The sequence below is a fragment of the Albidovulum sediminis genome (assembly GCF_025380365.1).
Lineage (GTDB): Bacteria > Pseudomonadota > Alphaproteobacteria > Rhodobacterales > Rhodobacteraceae > Albidovulum > Albidovulum sediminis.
Map to the genome: position 1 here is coordinate 63,761 of NZ_JAOCQF010000005.1, position 19,471 is coordinate 83,231.

A 19,471-nucleotide genomic window follows, 5' to 3' on the forward strand; every position below is an offset into this window, starting at 1 on the left:
GATCCGTTTTTTGTTGGTGGTCTGACTGGTCGTCCCTAGCCCCGGACGCGTACGCCTGCCGGGTCGTAGAGCGGTTCGAGATGCAGTGTCGCGGGCAGGCGTCGGGTGCGGACCTCAAGCTCGTAGGTTCCGGCCAGCAGGGCCGCATCGTCGTCCAGCCCGTCGTTCGTTCGCAGGTATCCCAGCCCGATCGCACGCCCGACCGTGTGGCCCAGCCCGCCCGAGGACAGCCAGCCGATGCGCTGGCCGTCGCGATAGATCGTCTCGCGCCCCAGCAGCACGACCGAGGGGTCGGCGCTCAGAGTGACAAGGCGGCGGGACAGCGGCCGATCCCGGGCGGCCAGCAGGGCGTCACGGCCCAGGAAATCGCTGCCCTTGTCCAGCCGGACGGCAAAGCCAAGCCCGGCCTCATAGGGGGTGAAATCGGGGCCGATGTCGGCGGACCAGATGCGATAGGCCTTTTCCAGACGCAGCGAGTCGATCGCGCGGTAGCCTGCATTCGCCAGGCCATGGCCTTCGCCTTGCCGGCGGATCGCTTCGTACAGGGTCAGGGCATATTCGGTCGGAACGTGCAGCTCCCAGCCCAGTTCGCCCACGAAGGTGACGCGGACCGCGATCACCGGCGCGCCGGCGACAAAGATCTGCCGGCAGGTGGCAAAGGGGAAGGCCGCGTTCGACAGGTCGCCCTCGGCCAGGGGTTGCAGGATGTCGCGGGACGCCGGGCCCATGACCGACAGGGTGGAATAGGCCGAGGTCACCTCGGCCACCGTCACCCGCGCATCCGGCCGCAGGTTGCGGCGCAGATGCGTCGCGTCATGCGTGCCATAGCCGGTGCCCGTCACCATGTAATAGCGGTTCGGCCCCAGACGGCAGAAGGTCACGTCGGCCTCGATCCCGCCGCGCCTGTTCAGCATCTGGGTATAGATGACCGCCCCGGTCTTGCGCGCCATGTTGCTGGCGCAGAGCCGTTGCAGCTCTGCCTCGGCGTCGGGGCCCTCGATCATGAACTTGGCGAAAGAGCTCTGGTCGAACAGGCCCGCCCGCTCGCGCACGGCGCGATGCTCGGCCGCGACATGCGGTACCCAGTTCGGGTGGTCGAAGGTCAGCTCGTCCTGTGGGGCCACCCCTTTCGGCGCAAACCAGTTCGGCCGTTCCCAGCCCAGTTTCGCACCGAAGACCGCACCTTCCTCTTTCAGCACCCCGTAAAGCGGGCTGCGCCGCAGCGGACGGGCGGCCGTCGTCTCAAGATGGGGCCAACCCATCGCATAATGCCCCGCCTGCCCCTCCAGCGACCGCGCCATGACCGTCCGGCGCGAGCGGTGATGACCGCCGAAGCGGCGGATGTCCGCGCTCCACAGGTCAAAGGACGGCTCGCCCTCCAGCACCCATTCCGCCAGCGCCCGGCCGGCGCCGCCGCCCGAGGCGATGCCGAATGCGTTGAACCCCGCCCCGACAAAATAGTTCCGCACCTCGGGCGCTTCGCCCAGGATGAACATCCCGTCCTCGGTAAAGGCCTCGATCCCGTTGAACCAAGTCTTGACCCCGACCTCGCCCAAGGCGGGAACCAGCTTCATCGCGTTCAGCAGCAGCGGCTCGAAATGCTCGGTGTCCGGCTCCATCAGCTTGAACTCGTGACCGTCGGGGATGCGCGGCACGTCAAACGGGATGGGGTTGAACTCGTATCCGCCGATCTGCAACCCGCCCACATCCTCCTTGAAATAGGTCAGGAAGTCGGGATCGCGGATCGTCGGGATGTGACGGGTCAGACCTTCGATCTTCTCGGTCACGAAATACTGGTGATAGGCGGGCTGCAGGGGCACGTTGACCCCGGCCATCCGGCCCAGCTCCGGTGCCCAGATGCCGCCGCAGTTCACCACCACCTCGCAGGCGATGCGCCCCTGTGCGGTGACGACGGCGGTGACCGTCTCGTTCGCGGTTTCGATCCCGGTGACCTGGCAATCCTCGATGACGCGCACCCCCTTCATCCGGGCGCCCTTGGCCAGAGCCATGGTGATGTCGCTGGGGTTGCCCACCCCGTCGCTCGGGACGAAGGCCGCCGACTTGATCCCCGCCAGATCCAGGATCGGCACCATCTTCTGCACGTCGTCCGGGCCGATCATGTCAAACCGCAATCCGAAGGACCGCGCCGTCGTCGCCGCGCGTTCGAATTCCGCCTGCCGCGCATCGGTCCGGGCCAATCGCAGCGAACCGTTGCGGACCCAGCCGGTAGCCTGGCCGGTCTCGGCCTCAAGCCGGTCGTACAGCTCGACCGAATAGCCCAGCAGCCGCGTGATGTTCGCGCTGGACCGCAGCTGCCCGATCGCGCCCGCCGCGTGCCAGGTCGACCCCGAGGTCAGCCTGTTCCGCTCCAGCAGGACGACATCCGTGACGCCCATGCTGGCCAGATGATAGGCGGTCGAACAGCCTATGATGCCGCCTCCGATGATGACGATCCTGGCCTGGGTGGGAAATTCGCTGGGCATTCCGTATGTTCCTGGATTGATGACGGGGCGCTTCGGGGCGCTCAGGGGTGACGGCGGCGATAGGCCTCGAGGCTGGCCTCGAACCGCCGGCGGTTCATGTCGGCATAGCCCGAGAAACCGGGCGTCTCGCCGGGGTAGAGGGCGCTCATCCCCGCGCTGACGATGGCGGCGTCGAGGCTGGACGACAGGTCCTGGACGATGCCCCACAGGTATTCGCGCAGGTTGACGATGACCTTGAACAGCCGGAACCGCTCGCGCAGGGCCTCCGTCACCTCGCCCGCGTAAAGCTCGATGATCCGGTCCTCATGATCAGGCGTGGCGTCGGCATTGGTGGCAAGGCCCGCGACGTCGAACCAGGGATGGCCAAAGCCGCCATAGTCCCAGTCGATCAGATGCACTCGACCCGCCGTGTCGACCATCGTGTTCTGCGGCACCACGTCGTTGTGGGTAAAGACCGGGACATAGGGGCCGACCCGCGCCTCCAGCGCGTCGATCACGGGGCCGAGCGCATCCAGCCCGCCGACGGTGCTGCCATGCTGCCGGCAGAAGCGCAGATAGTGGCGCGAGGCCTGGATCCCGGAGAAGTGCACGATCGCCCCCGAAACGGCCTGTCCGCCCGTGTGCAGCTCGCGCAGGCGCGCCACCCAGCCGCCGAGAATTGCCTCGTCGTCGATATCCGCCGCGACCAGCGGCCGCCCGTGGATGAAGTCGGTGACGACCAGCCCCGGCTCGGCGTACACTAGGTGCGGCGTGACGCCGATATCGCCGGCCGCCCGCATCGCATTCTGGACCGAGGCCTGGACGATCCCGTGCACCCAGATGTCGCCGCCGATCCGCACGACATACTCGCCCCTGTCGTCGGCGACCACGAAGTTCGTGTTGCACAATCCGCCGATCAGGGGGCGCGTCCGCACCTCGCCGGCAAAGCAGGCCAGCCTGGCGATGCGGGCGAGAGTCGCGGCGTTCTCCAACAGCTGGTCAACCATGGCGCATATCCCCGGATGCTGTTTCTGGTGCGATTCGCAACATCAATGAAGCCGATTATTGTTGCTCTTAGCAATAGATAATGTTGCATATGCCACAATTTCTGCGAAGATAGGTCGGGACGTGACATGGTCAAACCAACGCAATCCCGCCCGGCGACCGGCCTTGCGTCGTGGGGCCAATCATGAAAGTTAGCCATGGAACGGGCGGAAAGGATCGGATCTTTGTCTAAGAAGCCTTTGCGTCACAAGGAGATACTTGCGCTGCTGAGCGAACAGCCGACGCTCCGCATCAGCGAGATCGCGGCCACGCTGAACGTCACGCGCGAAACGATCCGCCGCGACTTTCAGGAACTGACCGACCTCGGTCTGGTCGACCGGCTTTATGGCGGCGCGCTGTTGCGCCACGGGCCGGAAACCAACGTCGACCAGCGCAACGACCTGCTGGTCGAGGAACGCAAACTGATCGCGCGTCTCGCCCGGGATCTGCTGGGCGACGCCCAGACGATCATGCTGGGGTCGGGTGCCACCACCGTTCACGCGGCGCGGCAGATCGCCAACGAATGCCAGGACCTCACGGTAATCGTGCATTCCCTCGGCGTGATCCCCGCGCTTGAAACCAACCCAAGCCTGACCATCGTGATGGCTCCAGGCGTCTTCCACCCCGGCGAGCGGGCGATGCACGGGGTTCAGACCGTCGAATTCCTTCAACATTACAGCGCCGACTGGTGCATCCTGGGCGCCAGCGGCATCGGGGCCGAGGGCGCGAGCGATGCCCTGCTCGAAGGGTCGGACGTCTATCGCTGCATGATCCGGCGATCCGAGAAATGCATGATCCTGGCCGACGGCTCCAAGTTCAACCGCCGCTTTCCGTCGCGCTATGCCGACTGGTCGCAGGTCAGCGCGCTGGTGTCGGACCGGATGCCGGAAAAGGATCTGGCCGGGGCCATCCGCGCCCGCGGCGCCGAGATCGTCGTGCCGCAACCCTCAAGACCCGGCGCAGCGTAAGGGAAATGCGGCCTCTCAACGCAGATTGTGTCAAGTGCAACATTGCCGGCTGTGGCACTGCACAGACCCGGCCAAGCTCGCGCAGGTGGCATGGTCGCAACGGCGCAGCCACGGCCGTGCCCGAAAGGTTCAAAGTCAGGGAGATCGTTTCATGAAGGTGCTGGTCCCGGTCAAGCGGGTGATCGACTACAACGTGAAGGTTCGGGTGAAGGCGGACGGGTCTGGAGTTGACCTGGCGAACGTGAAGATGTCGATGAACCCTTTCGACGAGATCGCGGTGGAAGAGGCGATCCGGCTGAAGGAGAAGGGCGTGGCGACCGAGGTCGTCGTGGTCTCGATCGGCGTCAAGCAGGCGCAGGAGACGCTGCGCAACGCGCTGGCGATGGGCGCGGACCGGGCGATCCTGATCGAGGCGGCCTCGGACGTGCACACCGACATCGAGCCGCTGGCGGTGGCCAAGCTGCTGGCCGCGGTCGTCAGGGAAGAAGCTCCGGGCCTCGTCCTGTGCGGCAAGCAGGCGATCGACAACGACATGAACGCGACCGGGCAGATGCTGGCGGCGCTGCTGGGCTGGTCGCAGGGCACCTTCGCCTCGGAGGTCGCCATCGAGGGCGACCATGCGAAAGTCACCCGCGAGGTCGACGGCGGGCTGCAGACGATCACCGTCAGGATGCCGACGATCATCACCGTCGACCTGCGCCTGAACGAGCCGCGCTATGCGAGCCTCCCGAACATCATGAAGGCCAAGGCCAAGCCCTTGGCGACCAGGACCCCGGCCGACTACGGCGTCGACGTGAGCCCTCGTCTCTCGGTCGTGAAGACCGTGGAGCCGGCGGGCCGCAAGGCGGGGGTGAAGGTGGGGTCGGTGGACGAGCTCATCGCGAAACTGAAAGACGAAGCGGGGGTGCTCTGATGGCCGTTCTTCTTCTTGCCGATGTCGTGGCTGGCGCGCTTGCCACCGATCAGGTCGCCAAGGCGCTGACCGCGGTGAAATCGCTCGGCCCGGTGACGGTGCTGGTCGCCGGTCCGGATGCTGCTGCGGCGGCGGCCGAAGCGGCGACGCTCTCGGGCGTGGCCAAGGTGCTGCTGGCCGAGGATGCGGCCTATGCGCATGGCCTGTCGGAACCCACCGCCGCGCTGGTCGTCTCGCTGGCCGGCGACTACGAGCATATCGTGGCCGCCTCGGGCGCGCTGTCGAAGTCGGTGCTGCCCCGCGTGGCGGCGCTTCTGGACGTGATGGTGATCTCGGAAGTCCTCGCGGTGCATGACGCGACGACCTTCGACCGGCCGATCTATGCCGGCAACGCGATCCAGACGGTGAAGACCTCGGACGCGAAGAAGGTGCTGACGATCCGCACCGCGACCTTCGACGCCGCCGGCGAGGGCGGCGCGGCCCCGGTCGAGACGGTTTCGGCCTCCGTCGACGGCAGCCTGTCCTCCTGGGTCGAGGACAGGGTCGCCTCCTCCGACCGGCCCGAGCTGACCTCGGCCGGGATCGTGGTCTCGGGCGGCCGTGGGGTCGGCTCGCAGGCCGACTTCGCGCTGATCGAGAAGCTGGCCGACAAGCTGAACGCCGCCGTGGGTGCGTCCCGCGCGGCGGTGGACAGTGGCTACGCGCCGAACGACTGGCAGGTCGGCCAAACCGGCAAGGTCGTGGCGCCCGAGCTTTACGTCGCCGTCGGCATCTCGGGCGCGATCCAGCATCTCGCCGGGATGAAGGACTCCAAGGTCATCGTCGCCATCAACAAGGACGAAGAGGCCCCGATCTTCCAGGTCGCAGACTACGGCCTCGTCGCCGACCTCTTCTCCGCAGTGCCGGAAATGATCGAAAAACTCTGACCCTGTCCGACTGCACTCCCTGCGGCGGACTGACTGGCGCCGGACTGCATTCTGCACCCGGCGCCATTTTTCATTCGCAGGACCCCTCGGCTGCATGGCCACGATCCGGCATCCATCCCGGCCCCGGCTCGCCGACCAAAGCCGCGCGACCTCGGCCGGAACGTCGCCTGCACATGCATAACCGCCCCTTGCGCAACAGGTATTTTCGGAGCTCATCTTGGTGCGTCATCGGGGCCGACATGTGTCCGGCCTCATGATGCGGCGTCACGCATGTCGCAGGCCCGTATGGTGTTCGAAGGTCGGGTCCAGATCAAAGTCGCGTGCTCGAAGGCACTCTGTTGCACAATGGTTCTCCCGATCTTTCTCAAGATTATTGCGCCAAACCGCTCCTTGTCCTCTTCCGCTCCGACGTCCTCGCGACCGACGGTCGGCTTATGCCGCCGTGGCCGGAGACTGGTAGACGCCGCCCCGGGCCATCAGGGCCCAGACGATGCGCGCCATGTGTGGATGCCTCCCGTGTGCAAGGAGCGTTTGGACCATTCGAGCCTGTGGTCGGGTGCGGTCATGCGTCAGGCCTCTCGTTGCGGCCATTCCCATGCCGCGGGCCGGTATGGTGATGCGCGGACCAGAACCAGATCACCTTGGCGGGCTTGTGTGCCCCGTGGGTCTGCCTGGTTCTTCTGGCCTGGATCTGTCCGATCATTTGCCCATGCTGGTCCTTGCCCTTCTCACATCCTGATGGTCCGCCGGTGCCCGCTCTCTCAGGCGGTGCGGATCGGCGAACTCCGGTATTCCTCGTTTCTTGTCATCATCGCCCAGAGGCCCCGAGCCATCTTGTTTGCCAGCGCGATCGCCACGAGCATCTTTGGTTCCTGGCCAGCAGCTGGGTCAGCCATGCGTTCAGCATGCAGCGGGCTTGAGCAGCTTCGTCCTTTACCTCCAAGAACCGCATGGTCGGGCGCAGCGCAGCCTCGACGATCGCTTCCGCGTCGGCCATGTCGTTTTTTTGGCGCTTCACGAATGGCCTGACATAGCCAGGCGCGATCAGCGCGAGTCATGGCCCTGCAGCTTCATCTTCCGAGCCCGGTGATGGGCAGCACCCCATGCCTCCCTGGCCACGACATACGTTGGCTAAGACGCCATGAAGCGTTGGAACTGAGGCCGGGTCAGCTTCTTGCGAAAAACAACAGAGCCATCGGACGCCGCACCGTGGAGATGGAAGACATGGATGCCTCCTTCCGTTTCCTTGAGCCTCTACCGCCAAAGTTTGGCACAATGCGATGCCGTCAGGGAGGGAGGCCCACCCCATCACCTTGGCACATCGATACCGTCGGGGGGCGGTCACATCATCAAAGCCGTAGTCGGTGACCCATCGTATTCTACGGGATCCTGCGTGAGCCTCTGACTGATTTTCCGCAAAGAACCTGCGAGCGCACTCGATCTGGATCGTGCTGTGCCCCCTCGGCGACGGGCCAAATCTGGCGTCGCCCTGCGCGCAGGATTGTTGCCCGATTGCATCAATCCACTTCCGAACGATCCTACCCCCGCCGTTTCTCGCATCACAGACGAGCGAGGCTGCTAGAAATCACAGAAAAACAACCAAGGATCGAGGCAGGTGATGAAACGGACATTCACCATTGCGGTGCCCGCCGTGATGCTCGCTTCCTGTGCAGCGGTCGGGCCGGACTATGTCCGCCCGGAGATGCCGCTGCCGACGCAGTTCGTCAATGGCAGCAATGCCGCGCTGACCGAGGCCGCGACTGAACGTTGGTGGGGCGGGCTCGGCGATCCGCTCCTTGACGAACTCGCCGACCGCGGCCTGTCGCAGAATCTTGACATCCGCACGGCGCAGTCCCGCATCCGCCAAGCCGAGGCCGCGCTGCGTCGTACCGGCATGCCATCGCAGATCCGCGGCGACCTGACCGCGCAGGCCGGTCGCGAGGGTGACGGCGACGGTAATGCCGACGACGTGAGCAGTGGGGCGGCCGATGCGGCCTTCGTGTTCGACCTTGCCGGCGGTGCCCGCCGCGGGCGCGAGGTGGCGACCGCAGGCCTTGCCGCCGCCGGTTTCGATGCGGGCACGGTCCGGCTCGCCTATCTCGCCGATCTGGCAGATGCCTATGTCGATGCCCGCTATTTCCAGAACGCCGCCTGGATCACCCGAAAGGCGATCGAATCCCGCCGCGCCGCGCTCGATCTCGTGACCCGCCAGATCGAGGCCGGAAGCGCGACCGCGCTCGACGAGGCGCAGGCGCGGGCGTTGCTGCGCAGTGCCGAGGCCGCCCTGCCGACGCTGCAATCCAACTTCGAGGCCAGCGTCTTCCGCATCGCCACGCTGCTGGCCGAACCGGCGGCACCGATCCTTGATCGGATGACGCAGGGTGCCGGGCAGCCCACGCCGAAGCGGGGCTCGGCCACCGGCACACCGGCCGACCTCTTGCGCAACCGCCCCGACATCCGGGCGGCCGAGCAGGATCTGGTGGCCGCGACGGCGGCGATCGGCGTCGCCGAGGCCGATCTCCATCCCTCGCTGACACTGTCGGGTTCGGTCGGCGCAGGCGACGACGACGACTGGTTCTTCGGACCGACGCTGCGGCTGCCGGTCCTGAACCGGGGTGTGCTGACCGCGCGGCGCGACGAGGCCGTGGCGCGGGCGTCCGAGGCGGAACTGGTCTGGCGCGGGGCGGTGCTGGGCGCGGTCGAGGAAGTCCAGGTGGCGGCTTCCGCCACGCGGTACTGGCGCCGCCAGGTCGCTGCGCAGCGGGCGGCAACCGAGGCCAACGACGAAGTACGCGACCTGACGACGCAGGCCTACGAAGGCGGCGAGACGGTGCTGACCGACGTGCTCGACGCCGAACGCCGGTCACTCGACAACCGCCTCGCACTCGCCGCCAGCCTGCGCGAACTGAGCAAGAGCTGGATCCAGCTGCAGGTCGCGACGGGGCGCGGTTGGTCGTACGGGGCGCCTCTTGCCGACCTCCCGCAGGAGTGACCCCGGCTACTGCTCGCGGAAGGCGCGCGCCATACTGTCGACGATCGGCCTGGCGATGTACTGGGCGAAGGTGCGATCCTCGGTCTTGATCATGATCTCGACCGGCATCCCGGGCTTCGGCACGAAGCGCAGAACACGCGCCAGTTCCTCGTTCGAGAGCGACACGCGGACGACATAGACCTCGCGCGCGGCGGGCTTTTCGGTGGCTTGTGCGACCGCGTCGGCCGAGATGTATTCGACCCTGCCGTTGAGGATCGGCGTGGTGCGCTGGTTGAGTGCGACGAGCCTCACGGTCGCCGTCTGGCCCACCTTGACGCTGTCGATGTCGCCGCGCGGCACTACCGTCTCGATGATCAGCGGTGCATCGTCGGGCAGGATCTCGGCGATCGGCAGGCCGGTCTCGATGACGCCGCCCGCGGTGTGGTAGTAGAGCCGCACCACCGCGCCCGAGACGGGCGCCAGCACCTCGGTCCGCGCCAGCACGTTCTCGGCCTTGCGCATCTGTTCGCGCACACTTTCCAGTTCAGCCTGCACCGCCTCGAGTTCGGTCAGCGCGGCGCGGCTATACTCGTCGCGTGTCTTCTCAAGCTGAGTGTGGAACTTTGCCCGCATTTCGTCCAGCTCGGCCCCCTCTGCGGCGAGCCGCGCCAGCTGGCCAAGCGCGTCAAGCCGCATCCGCTTGAGTGCAGTCACCGTGTCGCGCTTAGTGAGCCCGGCCTCAAGCAGACCGTCCTTCGCCTTCAACTCTTCGTCAAAGAGCTGCAACTGGCCGTCGAAGGTGACGATCTGCTGTTCTATCCCGCGCTGGCGGGCATTGAGCGCGTCGATGTTGCGCTCGATCAGCATGAGGTCGTTGGCAAGGCCGGACACCGCCACCGAGAACGAAAGCCGCTGGCCGTCGACGATGGTCTTCACTTCGGGATCGTCATCGTAGGCCGCGATTTCCGCGGGCATCGTCAGCACCCGAAGCTCGCGGTGCTGGGCGAGAAGCCGCGCCTCGGTCGCCACGAGGCGGACCTGCCGCAGGAATAGCTCGCGCTTGTTGGCCAGGGCCAGCGTTTCGTCCAGCCGCAGGATCGGCTCTCCGGCGACCACCGGATCGCCCTCGCGGACGAGGATTTCGTGAATGATCCCGCCTTCCAGGTGCTGGACGATCTTGTTCTGGCCAGTCGCCACGAAACTGCCCTGTGAGATGACCGCAGCGGCGAGCGGCGCGCGGAAGGCCCAGAAGCCGAAGCCACCCAACGCGACGGACAACAGCAGGAATCCGAACGCCACCTGACCCCTGATCGAGCGCGGCACATCGGCATACCACTCGGCGGCGTCTGGAATGCGTGCCACGTCAGCCATCCTTGCCTCCCTGCGTCTGCACCGCCGCCTGCGCCTCGGCGGCGACCTGGCCGCCGGGGGGCGACCGGTCGGCCTGCAGCTTGGTCAGCACCGCATCGCGCTTGCCGAACAGCGCGATACCGCCATTGGCGATCAGCATGATCTTGTCGACCACGTTCAGGAGCGCCGGCTTCTGGGTGATGATCACCGTGGTCATGCCATTGGCGCGGGCATGTTCGATCGCCTTGGCCAGCGCCCTGTCGCCCGCCACGTCGAGGTTCGAGTTCGGCTCGTCCAGCACGAGAAAACGCGGCTCGCCGAAGAAGGCGCGGGCAAGGGCGATGCGCTGCTTCTGCCCGCCCGACAGTGGCGCGCCATCGGCCGCCACCATCGTCTCGTAGCCCTGCGGCAGCTGCGCGATCATGTCGTGGACATCGGCCAGCACTGCGGCACGGTGAATCTGGTCGTCGGTCGCATCCTCGCGCATCCTGGCGATGTTCTGCTTGATCGTGCCGGGGAAGAGCTGCACGTCCTGCGGCAGGTAGCCGATGTTCTCGCCCATCTGGCGGGGATCCCAGTTCCTGAGATCCATCAGGTCTAGCCGGACATTGCCCGAGGTCGGCAGGATCGAGCCCACCAGCATCTTGCCGAGCGTCGTCTTGCCGGCGCCGGAGTTGCCGATCACCGCCAGCGCATCACCGGGATCGAGCGAGAAACTCAGCCCGTTCAGCACGACCTGCTTGGTGCCGCCCGGCACATAGAGCAGCCGCTCGACGTCGAGCCGCCCCTCGGGGCGCGGCAGGCGCAGCCGCTCGAACTGATACTTCGACGTGGTGAGCAGGCGGTGGATGCGATCATAGGCGGCGCGGGTCAGCAGGAAGGTGTGCCAGCCCTCGATCGCGCCCTCGATCGGGGCCAGCGCCCGGCCGGCGATGATCGAGGCGGCGATCACCATGCCGCCGGTCAGCTCGCCATCAAGCGCCAGATAGGCGCCCCAGCCGAGGAGTCCGACCTGGGTCAGGAGGCGCACCGCCCGCGACACCGCGGCCGCGATGATGTTGCGGTCCTGCGCCCGCACCTGCGCGGTAAGCGAGGCGGCGGTATCGCGGCCCCAGATCGACACCGCCTCGGGGATCATCGCCATCGCGTTGATCACCTGGCTGTTGCGCGACATCGAATCGAGATGGAGGTTGGCGCGCGACTGCGCCGCAGTCGCCACGCCGAACGGCCCGGAAGTCACCCGCTGGTTGACGACCGCGATCACGAACAGCACGAGCGCCGTCGCCATCACGATCAGGCCGAGATCGGGGTGGACGAGATAGATCGCCAGCATGAAGAGCGGCGCGAAGGGCACGTCGAGAAACGACAGCAGCGTGCCCGAGACAAGGAAGCCGCGCAGTTGCTGAAGATCGCCGAGCGTCTGGTATTCGCGCCCCAACCCGCTGAGCGAGGCATGCGCGGCCGCACTGAGGATCGGTGCGCCGAGCCGGGCCGCGACCTCGACCGCAGTCCGCATCAGCATGAAGCGCCGCACCGCGTCGAGAATCGCCTGCAGCACGACCGCACCGACGATCACGATGGTAAGCATGATCAGCGTGTCGATCGAACGGCTGGTCAGCACCCGGTCGGAGATCTGGAACAGATAGATCGGGATCGACAGGATCAGCAGGTTGGTCGCGCAGGTCAGGACGAAGACGAAGCCGAGGTTGCGCCTGACGGCGGCGATCCCCTTCTTCATGCTGGCGCCGAAATCCTCGGGCCCCGTCCGGCGGTGGAAGATCATACCCCGACCGCTCCCGCCACCATCCGCCTTGCCGGGCACGCGGTCAGGTCGGCGTGGGATCGGGCCGGTCGAACCTTCGACCGTCGCGCCGACGCCCGCCGGCCGGTCGGGCGCGCGTGCCTCTGCAACTGGTGTCGCCGTCCGCATCTCCGGCCCCAGTATCAGGCGGTCCAATGTCCCGGGCGGCGCGCTACGCCTTGTCGAAAAGACCGGCACCCTCGGGTTCGCGCCGGGAAGATCCTGTTCATCGATGTGATCCTTCAAGAAACACTCCAGATTGCTTGGGCCGGTCACGCCAGAACCGATTGCATGACATCGAGACTGCCACCTTCGCCGGCGACCGGCGGCAGATGTCCGCCCTCCTCATGGGGGGCTGGCGGGTCGATCATGTCGCTGGCGAGAAAGGCCGCGACCGCCTCGCTGGTGAGCGCGGCGAGCGTGACGCCGTCGGGCACCGCGTCGCTGTCGATCAGTCCCGCCTGGTAGATCAGCGCGTCGCTGTAGACCTCGCCGCCCGCGAGCACGGTCGAATCGATCCCCATGTCGGTGATCCGCGCGTCATTCAGAAGCGCGTTCGACCCGGTGGTGACGGTGACCTCGTCGCCGACGCCGGCGACGAAATCCTCCAGCGCGAGATGGACCTGGTCGGCATCGCCGACATAGCTGCGCTGGTCGATCACGTTCATCTCGATCAGGTCGCCGGTGATGTAGAGTACCGACAGCACTTCCGTGCCGGTGAACAGCGGATCGGCGGCAAGCTGCGCCGTGATCGAGGCAGCGCCATGGGCCAGCGCCTCGCCCGCTGCGCGGAAGGTATCGGTCATCGCGGTGATGCTGTCGATGCCGGTGGTCGAGATCGCGGCGCTGTTCTGCAGATAGTTGTCGCCGCCGCCGAGCCAGTCCTCCGCCCCGAGCGAGCCGGTGATGGCATCGCTGTCGAGCAGCACGCTGATCTGCTGGATCAGGTTCATCGTGATCATGCTGCCGCCGACGATGATCAGGTCGTAGTGGAAGCCGAGTTCGGTGTCGCGTTGCCGTTAAATATGAGACGCGGTGCGTTGGGCGACATTTCTTGCCCTTAATTGTGAGATTCTGCTGCCAGTGGGGAGGTCCGTTGTCGGGTGCGTTCCACGATCCGATCAACGGCGACTAACAGGCGCGGTTCCTTTTCGAATGCCGCCAGCAACGCAACCCTTGCAAAACCGTCGATGCCGGCGCTGAACATCACCGCCTTAACCAGCGGGCGCTTCCGGGCCACGGCGATCGCAGCGAGGCAGAACAGTCTCACGTCCGGTCTGGGGCCCTGAAGTGCGAAGGCCGGATCCCCGCGGACCTTCTTGAGACCCATTGCAAAACGGGCGGCCCGCATCGCGCGACGGAGATCGACGCTGCCGCTGGACGTGGCTGCTTGCTCGAGCAGCCCTGCCCCGCTCCGGGCACGACGCAGCAACTTTTCTGGCTGGACCTCGACTTCGGATCTACCAAGGATCGGAAGGAGCCTCTCTCCGCACTTCTGGCAGTCGAATGCCCAAGCCCGCCGCCAATGCTTCAGCGCGAGGCCAAGTCGTGAGCACCTGGGACAACGCTGGAACGGAACCTGCGCCGTCAGTAGCGCTTCGTTCTGGGGCAGTGCCGGAAAGATCAGCGACTGGACAAGCGCGGGAGAGACGCGCGCCGCCGCGGCGATCCGTCCAGCGGCTTCGGCGTTGAGTTCGAAGTTAAGCGTGTCGGCATGTCGGCTGTCCAGACCGACATGCGCCAGAAGTTCGCTGATTTCACAATAATTACTGGCCGCCAGCCGCGCCAGCCAACCGGAGAGGAGCTCATCCCGGAGTGGCGCGACGGTCTTCGGGAGCGGGCGCAGCGTTACGCTCCCGACTGCTCGAGCCGCCGCTGAGCGGTTGCGTGGCGCGACCAGACCGGGGTCCACTTCGTGATTGCGTCATCGGTGATGCATTCCTCGCCGGAGAGAATGGCATCGATAGACAGATCTTTGACCAGAGCGAAGATCCGCGAGGTCACCCCGCCGGTCAGTGCAAGGATCTGCTTGAGCGATTTAACCTTCAGATTGGATTTCTTCCCTAGCGGCATCGCCGCGATAAGGGTCTGGATCATGTCCGAGAACTCGGCGTCATCGCGCCAGTTCGGCAGGTGGTGCTCGTCCAGCCGCCGGGCAAGCTGCACGTCGCAACGGATTGCATCCACTGCTTCGCTGACCCCGAAGCAGACCAGAGACGCCTCGAGTTCGTTGCTGAGATAGCGCAGGACATTGAGGAAGCGGCGCTGCTCGCGGTGGGTTCCGGCCAACAGGTTGTGGACCTCGTCGATCATGATCATGCGAAGCCCGAGATCACGCAGCAGGGCAATCACTCGGACTTCGAGGGCGGCAACGCTCTGTGCGCGGACGCCCAGCGTCGTTGCCGGCGCGCCGACCGCCGCGAGGATATGCAGATAGAACCGCCGTTCGTCAGGAGCGGGCGGCGCCTGCAGCAAGAGCAGTGGGGTGTGGGTTATGCCCACGGCCGGGTCATATTCCGGCGCGTATCTGCGCGAGAGGTTCCGGGCGATCATCGTCTTGCCGATGCCCGAAGCACCATGGACGAGAAGGCCTGGCATCCGGGTTTGCCGCGGCGCGTCGATCAGGCTCTGCAACCTGTCCAGCACCCGCTCTGCGCGGGGAAAGCCGATCCAGATGTCCGATTGAATGAGGGCGATACGACCGTCTTGCCCAGTTCCCCCTGCCCTCACGTTACCATCGCTCCACCTTGAACAACGGGCGCGACGTATCACCGGTGTCGACCGGGCGCAGCCCCTCGGACGAGAAATCTGCTGGGGTTGGCCCTTTCGACGCACTGCGTCTTTCGCGGGATCGGCGTTCGGCCTTGGTCAGGATCCGGCTTTCCCCCTCGATCTGCCGTTGCTGTCGGATCAACTCTGCCAGGACCAGCTCATTAGACCCCGTCTTGCCTAAGGTCCGCGCCATCCTCATGGCCTCGCGATACTCCCACAACGACACCGGCGGGATTTCCAGGTTTCGGTAGCGCGCCTCCACGCACCGTCCGCCGTCGAGCTCGACCCAGATCGCGGAGATGTCACGCGGATCGTAGCGCACGACCACCTTCCCGTCCTTTCGGGCAGCCCGCCCCGCCAGGGCATCCGACCAGTAGCGGATGTCGAACAGATGAATGCCATCCCGCCGAATCTGGCGCTTCTCGCTTGGCAGGAAGCTCACCCGGAACGCCTCCATGTCGAAGGGAATGTCGCTCGACATTTCCGCGGCCAGCGCCTCCCATTTGGCGACGGGCGTGCAGCCAAGGCTCGAGTGAACGCTGTTGTTGTAGCGACAGATTTCCAGAACGAACCAGCTGTCAAACTCACTCAGACTCATCGCGGCCTTGGCTTCGGCATCATAGCTGCCCTTGGCGGCAATGGAGGACTCGGTCGTTCCAGGCAGCAGGTGCACGGCCCCCATCATCGTGCCGATCAGCCGCTCGATGTGACCGCCGAAGTGCGGGCGCGCCAGGGGCCGGTACGTGAGATCGATCCCCCATTCGGCACAGGCCCCTTGGAAGGTGTTCGACCGGAAATCGCTGCCGTTGTCGACGTGAATGCTGCGCGGCCGGCCCTGTGCGGGCCAGGGTGCACTACTGCCCAGATCGGCCAGAAGCGCCGCCTTCGGCGCGACGGCCCGGGTCAGACAAAGCGCCACCGAGAGGCGAGACGGCGCCTCAAGGCTAACGTAGTATCCGGTCACCATCCGCGTGGCGATGTCGATCGTGAGCGTCACCCAGGGTCGGCCGATGGGTTTGCGCTCGAAACTGTCGACAAGAATGATGTCAGCCAGCGTGTGGTCGACCTGCACGACATCGAGGGGAAGGCCCACCTTCTTCCTGCCGGGCACCGGGCCAAACCTCTGGCGCGCCGCCTTTGCGCCCTCCCTTGCCCTCATGAGTTCGCGTTCGTCCAGCGCGTCCAGTCGCCGCTGCACCGTCCGGCGCGTTGGCGACTGAAGGCCACGTTCACGACAAGCGATGCCGATCTCCTTGACTACGCGCGCCAGGCTGGCTCGCTCCCGCCGCAAATAGTACCGGCGCAGATGGCCTTCGATGAGCGCCTCGACATCGCCGGAGATAACCGTCGTGCCCGAGCGCCGACCGCGCTTTCGTGCGGCCAGCGCGCTGGTCCGCCCACCATCCTCTGCCAGCCGCCTGATCCAGCGCCACACCGTCGCCCGGCTGACGCCGAGCTCCCAGACAGCATCCCGAACACCACTTTCCAGACTGCCGGCGCCCGCAAGATAGGCTTCCACGAGCGGGCGCAGGACCGTGGCCCTGCGATGGGTTTCGGCGCCAACCGCTTCGCCAGGATCCCCGTCCTCCATCTTCTCCGACCGCTGCTTGCCCGCTTGAACGTTGTCTCAGCTTTAGGGGCAAGAATGTCGGAGTTAAAGGCAAAATCTCACATTTAACAGCAAAGCATCGCCATTGATTTTGTTGGGTTTGTCATCTCGCCTTTAAGGGCAACGCGACAGCAAATCGTTCGGTTCCATATCGGCAATCGCTGCAATGCTGCTTACAGATCGACCCGGCGCAACCGCAAGGCATTGGTGATCACCGAGACCGATGACAGGCTCATCGCGGCGGCAGCGATCATGGGTGACAGCAACATGCCCGTGACCGGGTAAAGCAGGCCAGCCGCGACCGGTACGCCAAGCACATTGTAAGCAAATGCAAAGAATAGGTTCTGTTTGATGTTGCGCAAGGTTGCGCGTGCCAGCTTGCGCGCGCGGACGATGCCCATCAGGTCGCCACCCAAAAGAGTGATGCCCGCGCTTTCCATCGCGACGTCAGCCCCGGTACCCATGGCAATGCCAACATCAGCAGCCGCCAGCGCAGGCGCGTCATTGACGCCGTCGCCGGCCATGGCGATCTTGTGACCTTCACGGCGCAACTGATCGATCAGGTCTTTCTTAGCGTCAGGCAACACTCCCGCGCGCACCTCATCTATGCCGAGCTTGCCCGCGACCGCTTGCGCCGTGCGTTCGTTGTCGCCGGTTGCCATGATGACGCGCAGCCCCTGAGCATGAAGTTCCTTAATCGCTTGTGCGGTCGACTCCTTGATCGGATCTGCGACGGCGACGATGCCTGCGAGCACACCGTCGACAGCGATGAACATCGCGGTCTTGCCTTCGGCGCGCAAAGTGTCCGCCTGTGCCTCCGCGCGCGCGGTGTCCAGGCCCATTTCCTGCATCATGGCCGCGTTTCCAAGCGCAACCGCGCGGCCTGTGACCTTGCCACGCACACCCTTGCCGGTGACCGCCTCGAATCCCGTAGCCTCTTGCCGGGACGCGCCCTGCGCGTCGGCCCCCTCGACAATGGCTTCGGCCAGCGGGTGTTCCGACCCACGTTCCAGCGCCGCAGCAAGGGACAACAGGTCGGCAACTACCACGTCCCCCAGCGTCACCGTATCGGTGAGCTTGGGCTTGCCCATGGTCAGCGTGCCCGTCTTGTCGACGATCAGCGTATCAACCCCTGCCATCCGCTCCAGCGCCTCAGCGTCTTTGATCAGCACGCCCGCCTGCGCGCCGCGTCCGGCCGCTGTTGTGATCGAGATCGGGGTAGCAAGACCCAACGCGCAGGGACATGCGATGATCAGCACCGAAACCGCCGAGGCGATGGCAAAGACCAGGGCTGGCTCGGGGCCAAAGATCATCCAAGCCGCGAAGGCCAGTAGTGCGATCCCAACCACGGTCGGAACAAAGATTGCGGACACCCGATCCGCCAGTCCTTGGATTGGTGCGCGCGATTGGCGCGCGTTCGACACCATGGCCACGATCTGAGCCAGAACGGTGTCTGCGCCGACCTTGCCTGCCTCGATAACAAGACTTCCGTTCTTGTTGATCGTGGCCCCGGTCACCGCATCTCCCGGCCCTTTTTCGACCGGCATCGACTCGCCGGTCAGCATGCTTTCGTCCAAAGATGAATGACCCTCGATCACCACGCCGTCGACTGGCACAGCGTCTCCGGGGCGCACACGCAGCCGGTCGCCCTCCATGATGTTCTCCAAAGGCGCATCATATTCGGTGCCGTCCGGCAAAATGCGCCGCGCGGTCTTTGGCGCGAGGTCGAGAAGCGCGCGGATTGCATCGCCGGTGCGTTCGCGTGCGCGCAGTTCCAAGACCTGGCCAACAAAGACCAAAGCCACAATCACCACCGCAGCTTCATAGTAGGTGCCAACGCCGTGACCCATCCGGTAGACTTCGGGGAACACGCCAGGCAGGAATGTCGCGACCAGCGAGTAAAGGTAGGCCGCCGCCACTCCAAGACTGATCAGCGTCCACATGTTGGGCGACCGGTTCACCAGCGAATCCCAGCCGCGTTTGAAGAAGGGAAGTGCCGCCCAAAGGATGATCGGAGTTGCCAGCGCGAACTCCAGGTAACTTGCCACCTGGTGCCCAATCCAGTTGCGCACCGGCAGAGCCACGAACTCGCCCATCGTCAACACAATCAACGGTACCGCTGCCGCCGCCGAAATCCACATGCGGCGGGTGAAATCGGTCAACTCATGGCTGGGCTCGTCAGAGGGCAACACCGGCTCCAGCGCCATGCCGCAGATCGGGCAAGAGCCGGGCGCATCGCGGATGATCTCGGGGTGCATCGGGCAGGTGTACTGGACATTGGCCGGGGCAACTTTCTTACGCCCCGCCGCCCGGCCGGAGGCATAGAACCATGGATCGGCCTGAAACTTCGTCTGGCACTTGCCGGAGCAGAAATGGAAGTCCTTTCCGCCAAACGCCTCGGTCCGCGTGTCGGGTTTCAGCGTGACGGTCATGCCGCAGACTGGGTCGATGGACGTTAGCCCGGTACCACTTTCTGGAACGCCTTGGCCCTCGGGCATATCCGGGTCTGGATGGGCGTGGCTGCTGTGCAGATCGGTGGGTTTCATAGCGTTCTCCTATCGCGGTCGGCGCCGCGCGAAGGCAGATGCAAAGGCCTACCGACTCACGATGCGCCTTCCCATCATTGGAAGGTCAAGCGAAGATTGCAGTTGCGGG

Annotated in this window: 13 protein-coding genes and 1 pseudogene; 4 read left to right on the top strand and 10 right to left on the bottom strand. The window is 65.5% G+C overall.

Annotated elements, in window-relative coordinates:
* Positions 1 to 35: 35 nt before the first annotated feature.
* On the bottom strand, positions 36 to 2,483 hold the full coding sequence (locus tag N5I32_RS19025; protein WP_261497530.1) for a GcvT family protein: 2,448 nt from the start codon (positions 2,481 to 2,483) through the stop codon (positions 36 to 38).
* A 41-nt stretch (positions 2,484 to 2,524) separates the two neighbouring features.
* Positions 2,525 to 3,469, bottom strand: coding sequence for a choline kinase family protein (locus N5I32_RS19030; protein WP_197647685.1), 945 nt, complete (start codon positions 3,467 to 3,469; stop codon positions 2,525 to 2,527).
* Positions 3,470 to 3,691: 222 nt separating this feature from the next.
* Here N5I32_RS19030 and N5I32_RS19035 point away from each other — a divergent pair, with 222 nt between their 5' ends.
* From N5I32_RS19035 to N5I32_RS19045, 3 genes are all read left to right on the top strand, one after another.
* Positions 3,692 to 4,474, top strand: coding sequence for a DeoR/GlpR family DNA-binding transcription regulator (locus N5I32_RS19035; protein WP_261497531.1), 783 nt, complete (start codon positions 3,692 to 3,694; stop codon positions 4,472 to 4,474).
* A 151-nt stretch (positions 4,475 to 4,625) separates the two neighbouring features.
* A complete protein-coding gene (locus tag N5I32_RS19040; protein ID WP_261497532.1) occupies positions 4,626 to 5,387 on the top strand; it encodes an electron transfer flavoprotein subunit beta/FixA family protein in 762 nt (253 codons plus the stop codon).
* Entirely contained in the window at positions 5,387 to 6,313 is a 927-nt protein-coding gene (locus N5I32_RS19045; RefSeq protein WP_261497533.1) for an electron transfer flavoprotein subunit alpha/FixB family protein, read from the top strand. The genes N5I32_RS19040 and N5I32_RS19045 overlap by 1 nt, the downstream gene beginning before the upstream one ends.
* A 901-nt stretch (positions 6,314 to 7,214) precedes the next feature.
* Here N5I32_RS19045 and N5I32_RS19050 read toward each other — a convergent pair.
* Positions 7,215 to 7,543 (bottom strand): annotated as a pseudogene (locus N5I32_RS19050) (IS110 family transposase); the annotation flags it as partial.
* Positions 7,544 to 7,931: 388 nt separating this feature from the next.
* On the opposite strand from N5I32_RS19050, the gene N5I32_RS19055 reads away from it, so the two are divergent.
* Positions 7,932 to 9,305: an efflux transporter outer membrane subunit gene (locus N5I32_RS19055; RefSeq protein ID WP_261497534.1), complete on the top strand. Its 1,374-nt coding sequence runs from the start codon at positions 7,932 to 7,934 to the stop codon at positions 9,303 to 9,305.
* Between the two features lie 6 nt (positions 9,306 to 9,311).
* On the opposite strand, the gene N5I32_RS19060 is transcribed toward N5I32_RS19055, so the two are convergent.
* The 7 genes from N5I32_RS19060 to N5I32_RS19090 all read right to left on the bottom strand — a co-directional run bounded on the left by N5I32_RS19060 (position 9,312) and on the right by N5I32_RS19090 (position 19,314).
* Entirely contained in the window at positions 9,312 to 10,655 is a 1,344-nt protein-coding gene (locus N5I32_RS19060) for an HlyD family type I secretion periplasmic adaptor subunit (protein WP_261497535.1), read from the bottom strand.
* Positions 10,648 to 12,417 (bottom strand): type I secretion system permease/ATPase, encoded by a 1,770-nt coding sequence (locus N5I32_RS19065; protein WP_261497536.1) that lies wholly within the window; start codon positions 12,415 to 12,417, stop codon positions 10,648 to 10,650. Before N5I32_RS19065 ends, N5I32_RS19060 begins: the two co-directional genes overlap by 8 nt.
* Positions 12,418 to 12,707: 290 nt before the next feature.
* A complete protein-coding gene (locus tag N5I32_RS19070) occupies positions 12,708 to 13,397 on the bottom strand; it encodes a hypothetical protein (RefSeq protein WP_261497537.1) in 690 nt (229 codons plus the stop codon).
* A gap of 98 nt (positions 13,398 to 13,495) precedes the next feature.
* On the bottom strand, positions 13,496 to 14,347 hold the full coding sequence (locus N5I32_RS19075; RefSeq protein ID WP_261497490.1) for a TniQ family protein: 852 nt from the start codon (positions 14,345 to 14,347) through the stop codon (positions 13,496 to 13,498).
* Positions 14,284 to 15,207 (bottom strand): TniB family NTP-binding protein, encoded by a 924-nt coding sequence (locus N5I32_RS19080; protein WP_369414360.1) that lies wholly within the window; start codon positions 15,205 to 15,207, stop codon positions 14,284 to 14,286. Before N5I32_RS19080 ends, N5I32_RS19075 begins: the two co-directional genes overlap by 64 nt.
* Positions 15,167 to 16,798: a TnsB C-terminal domain-containing protein gene (locus tag N5I32_RS19085; RefSeq protein WP_261497492.1), complete on the bottom strand. Its 1,632-nt coding sequence runs from the start codon at positions 16,796 to 16,798 to the stop codon at positions 15,167 to 15,169. Before N5I32_RS19085 ends, N5I32_RS19080 begins: the two co-directional genes overlap by 41 nt.
* 191 nt (positions 16,799 to 16,989) lie before the next feature.
* Positions 16,990 to 19,314, bottom strand: coding sequence for a heavy metal translocating P-type ATPase (locus tag N5I32_RS19090; protein WP_261497588.1), 2,325 nt, complete (start codon positions 19,312 to 19,314; stop codon positions 16,990 to 16,992).
* Between the last annotated feature and the right edge of the window lie 157 nt (positions 19,315 to 19,471).

Excerpts from the sequence above, each read along its gene's own strand:
- N5I32_RS19030 (WP_197647685.1), bottom strand. The coding sequence starts at position 3,469 with ATGGTTGACCAGCTGTTGGAGAACGCCGCGACTCTCGCCCGCATCGCC.
- N5I32_RS19025 (WP_261497530.1), bottom strand. The coding sequence starts at position 2,483 with ATGCCCAGCGAATTTCCCACCCAGGCCAGGATCGTCATCATCGGAGGC.
- N5I32_RS19090 (WP_261497588.1), bottom strand. The coding sequence starts at position 19,314 with ATGCCCGAGGGCCAAGGCGTTCCAGAAAGTGGTACCGGGCTAACGTCC.
- N5I32_RS19055 (WP_261497534.1), top strand. The coding sequence starts at position 7,932 with ATGAAACGGACATTCACCATTGCGGTGCCCGCCGTGATGCTCGCTTCC.
- N5I32_RS19070 (WP_261497537.1), bottom strand. The coding sequence starts at position 13,397 with ATGATCACGATGAACCTGATCCAGCAGATCAGCGTGCTGCTCGACAGC.
- N5I32_RS19045 (WP_261497533.1), top strand. The coding sequence starts at position 5,387 with ATGGCCGTTCTTCTTCTTGCCGATGTCGTGGCTGGCGCGCTTGCCACC.
- N5I32_RS19040 (WP_261497532.1), top strand. The coding sequence starts at position 4,626 with ATGAAGGTGCTGGTCCCGGTCAAGCGGGTGATCGACTACAACGTGAAG.
- N5I32_RS19060 (WP_261497535.1), bottom strand. The coding sequence starts at position 10,655 with ATGGCTGACGTGGCACGCATTCCAGACGCCGCCGAGTGGTATGCCGAT.
- N5I32_RS19065 (WP_261497536.1), bottom strand. The coding sequence starts at position 12,417 with ATGATCTTCCACCGCCGGACGGGGCCCGAGGATTTCGGCGCCAGCATG.
- N5I32_RS19085 (WP_261497492.1), bottom strand. The coding sequence starts at position 16,798 with ATGGAGGACGGGGATCCTGGCGAAGCGGTTGGCGCCGAAACCCATCGC.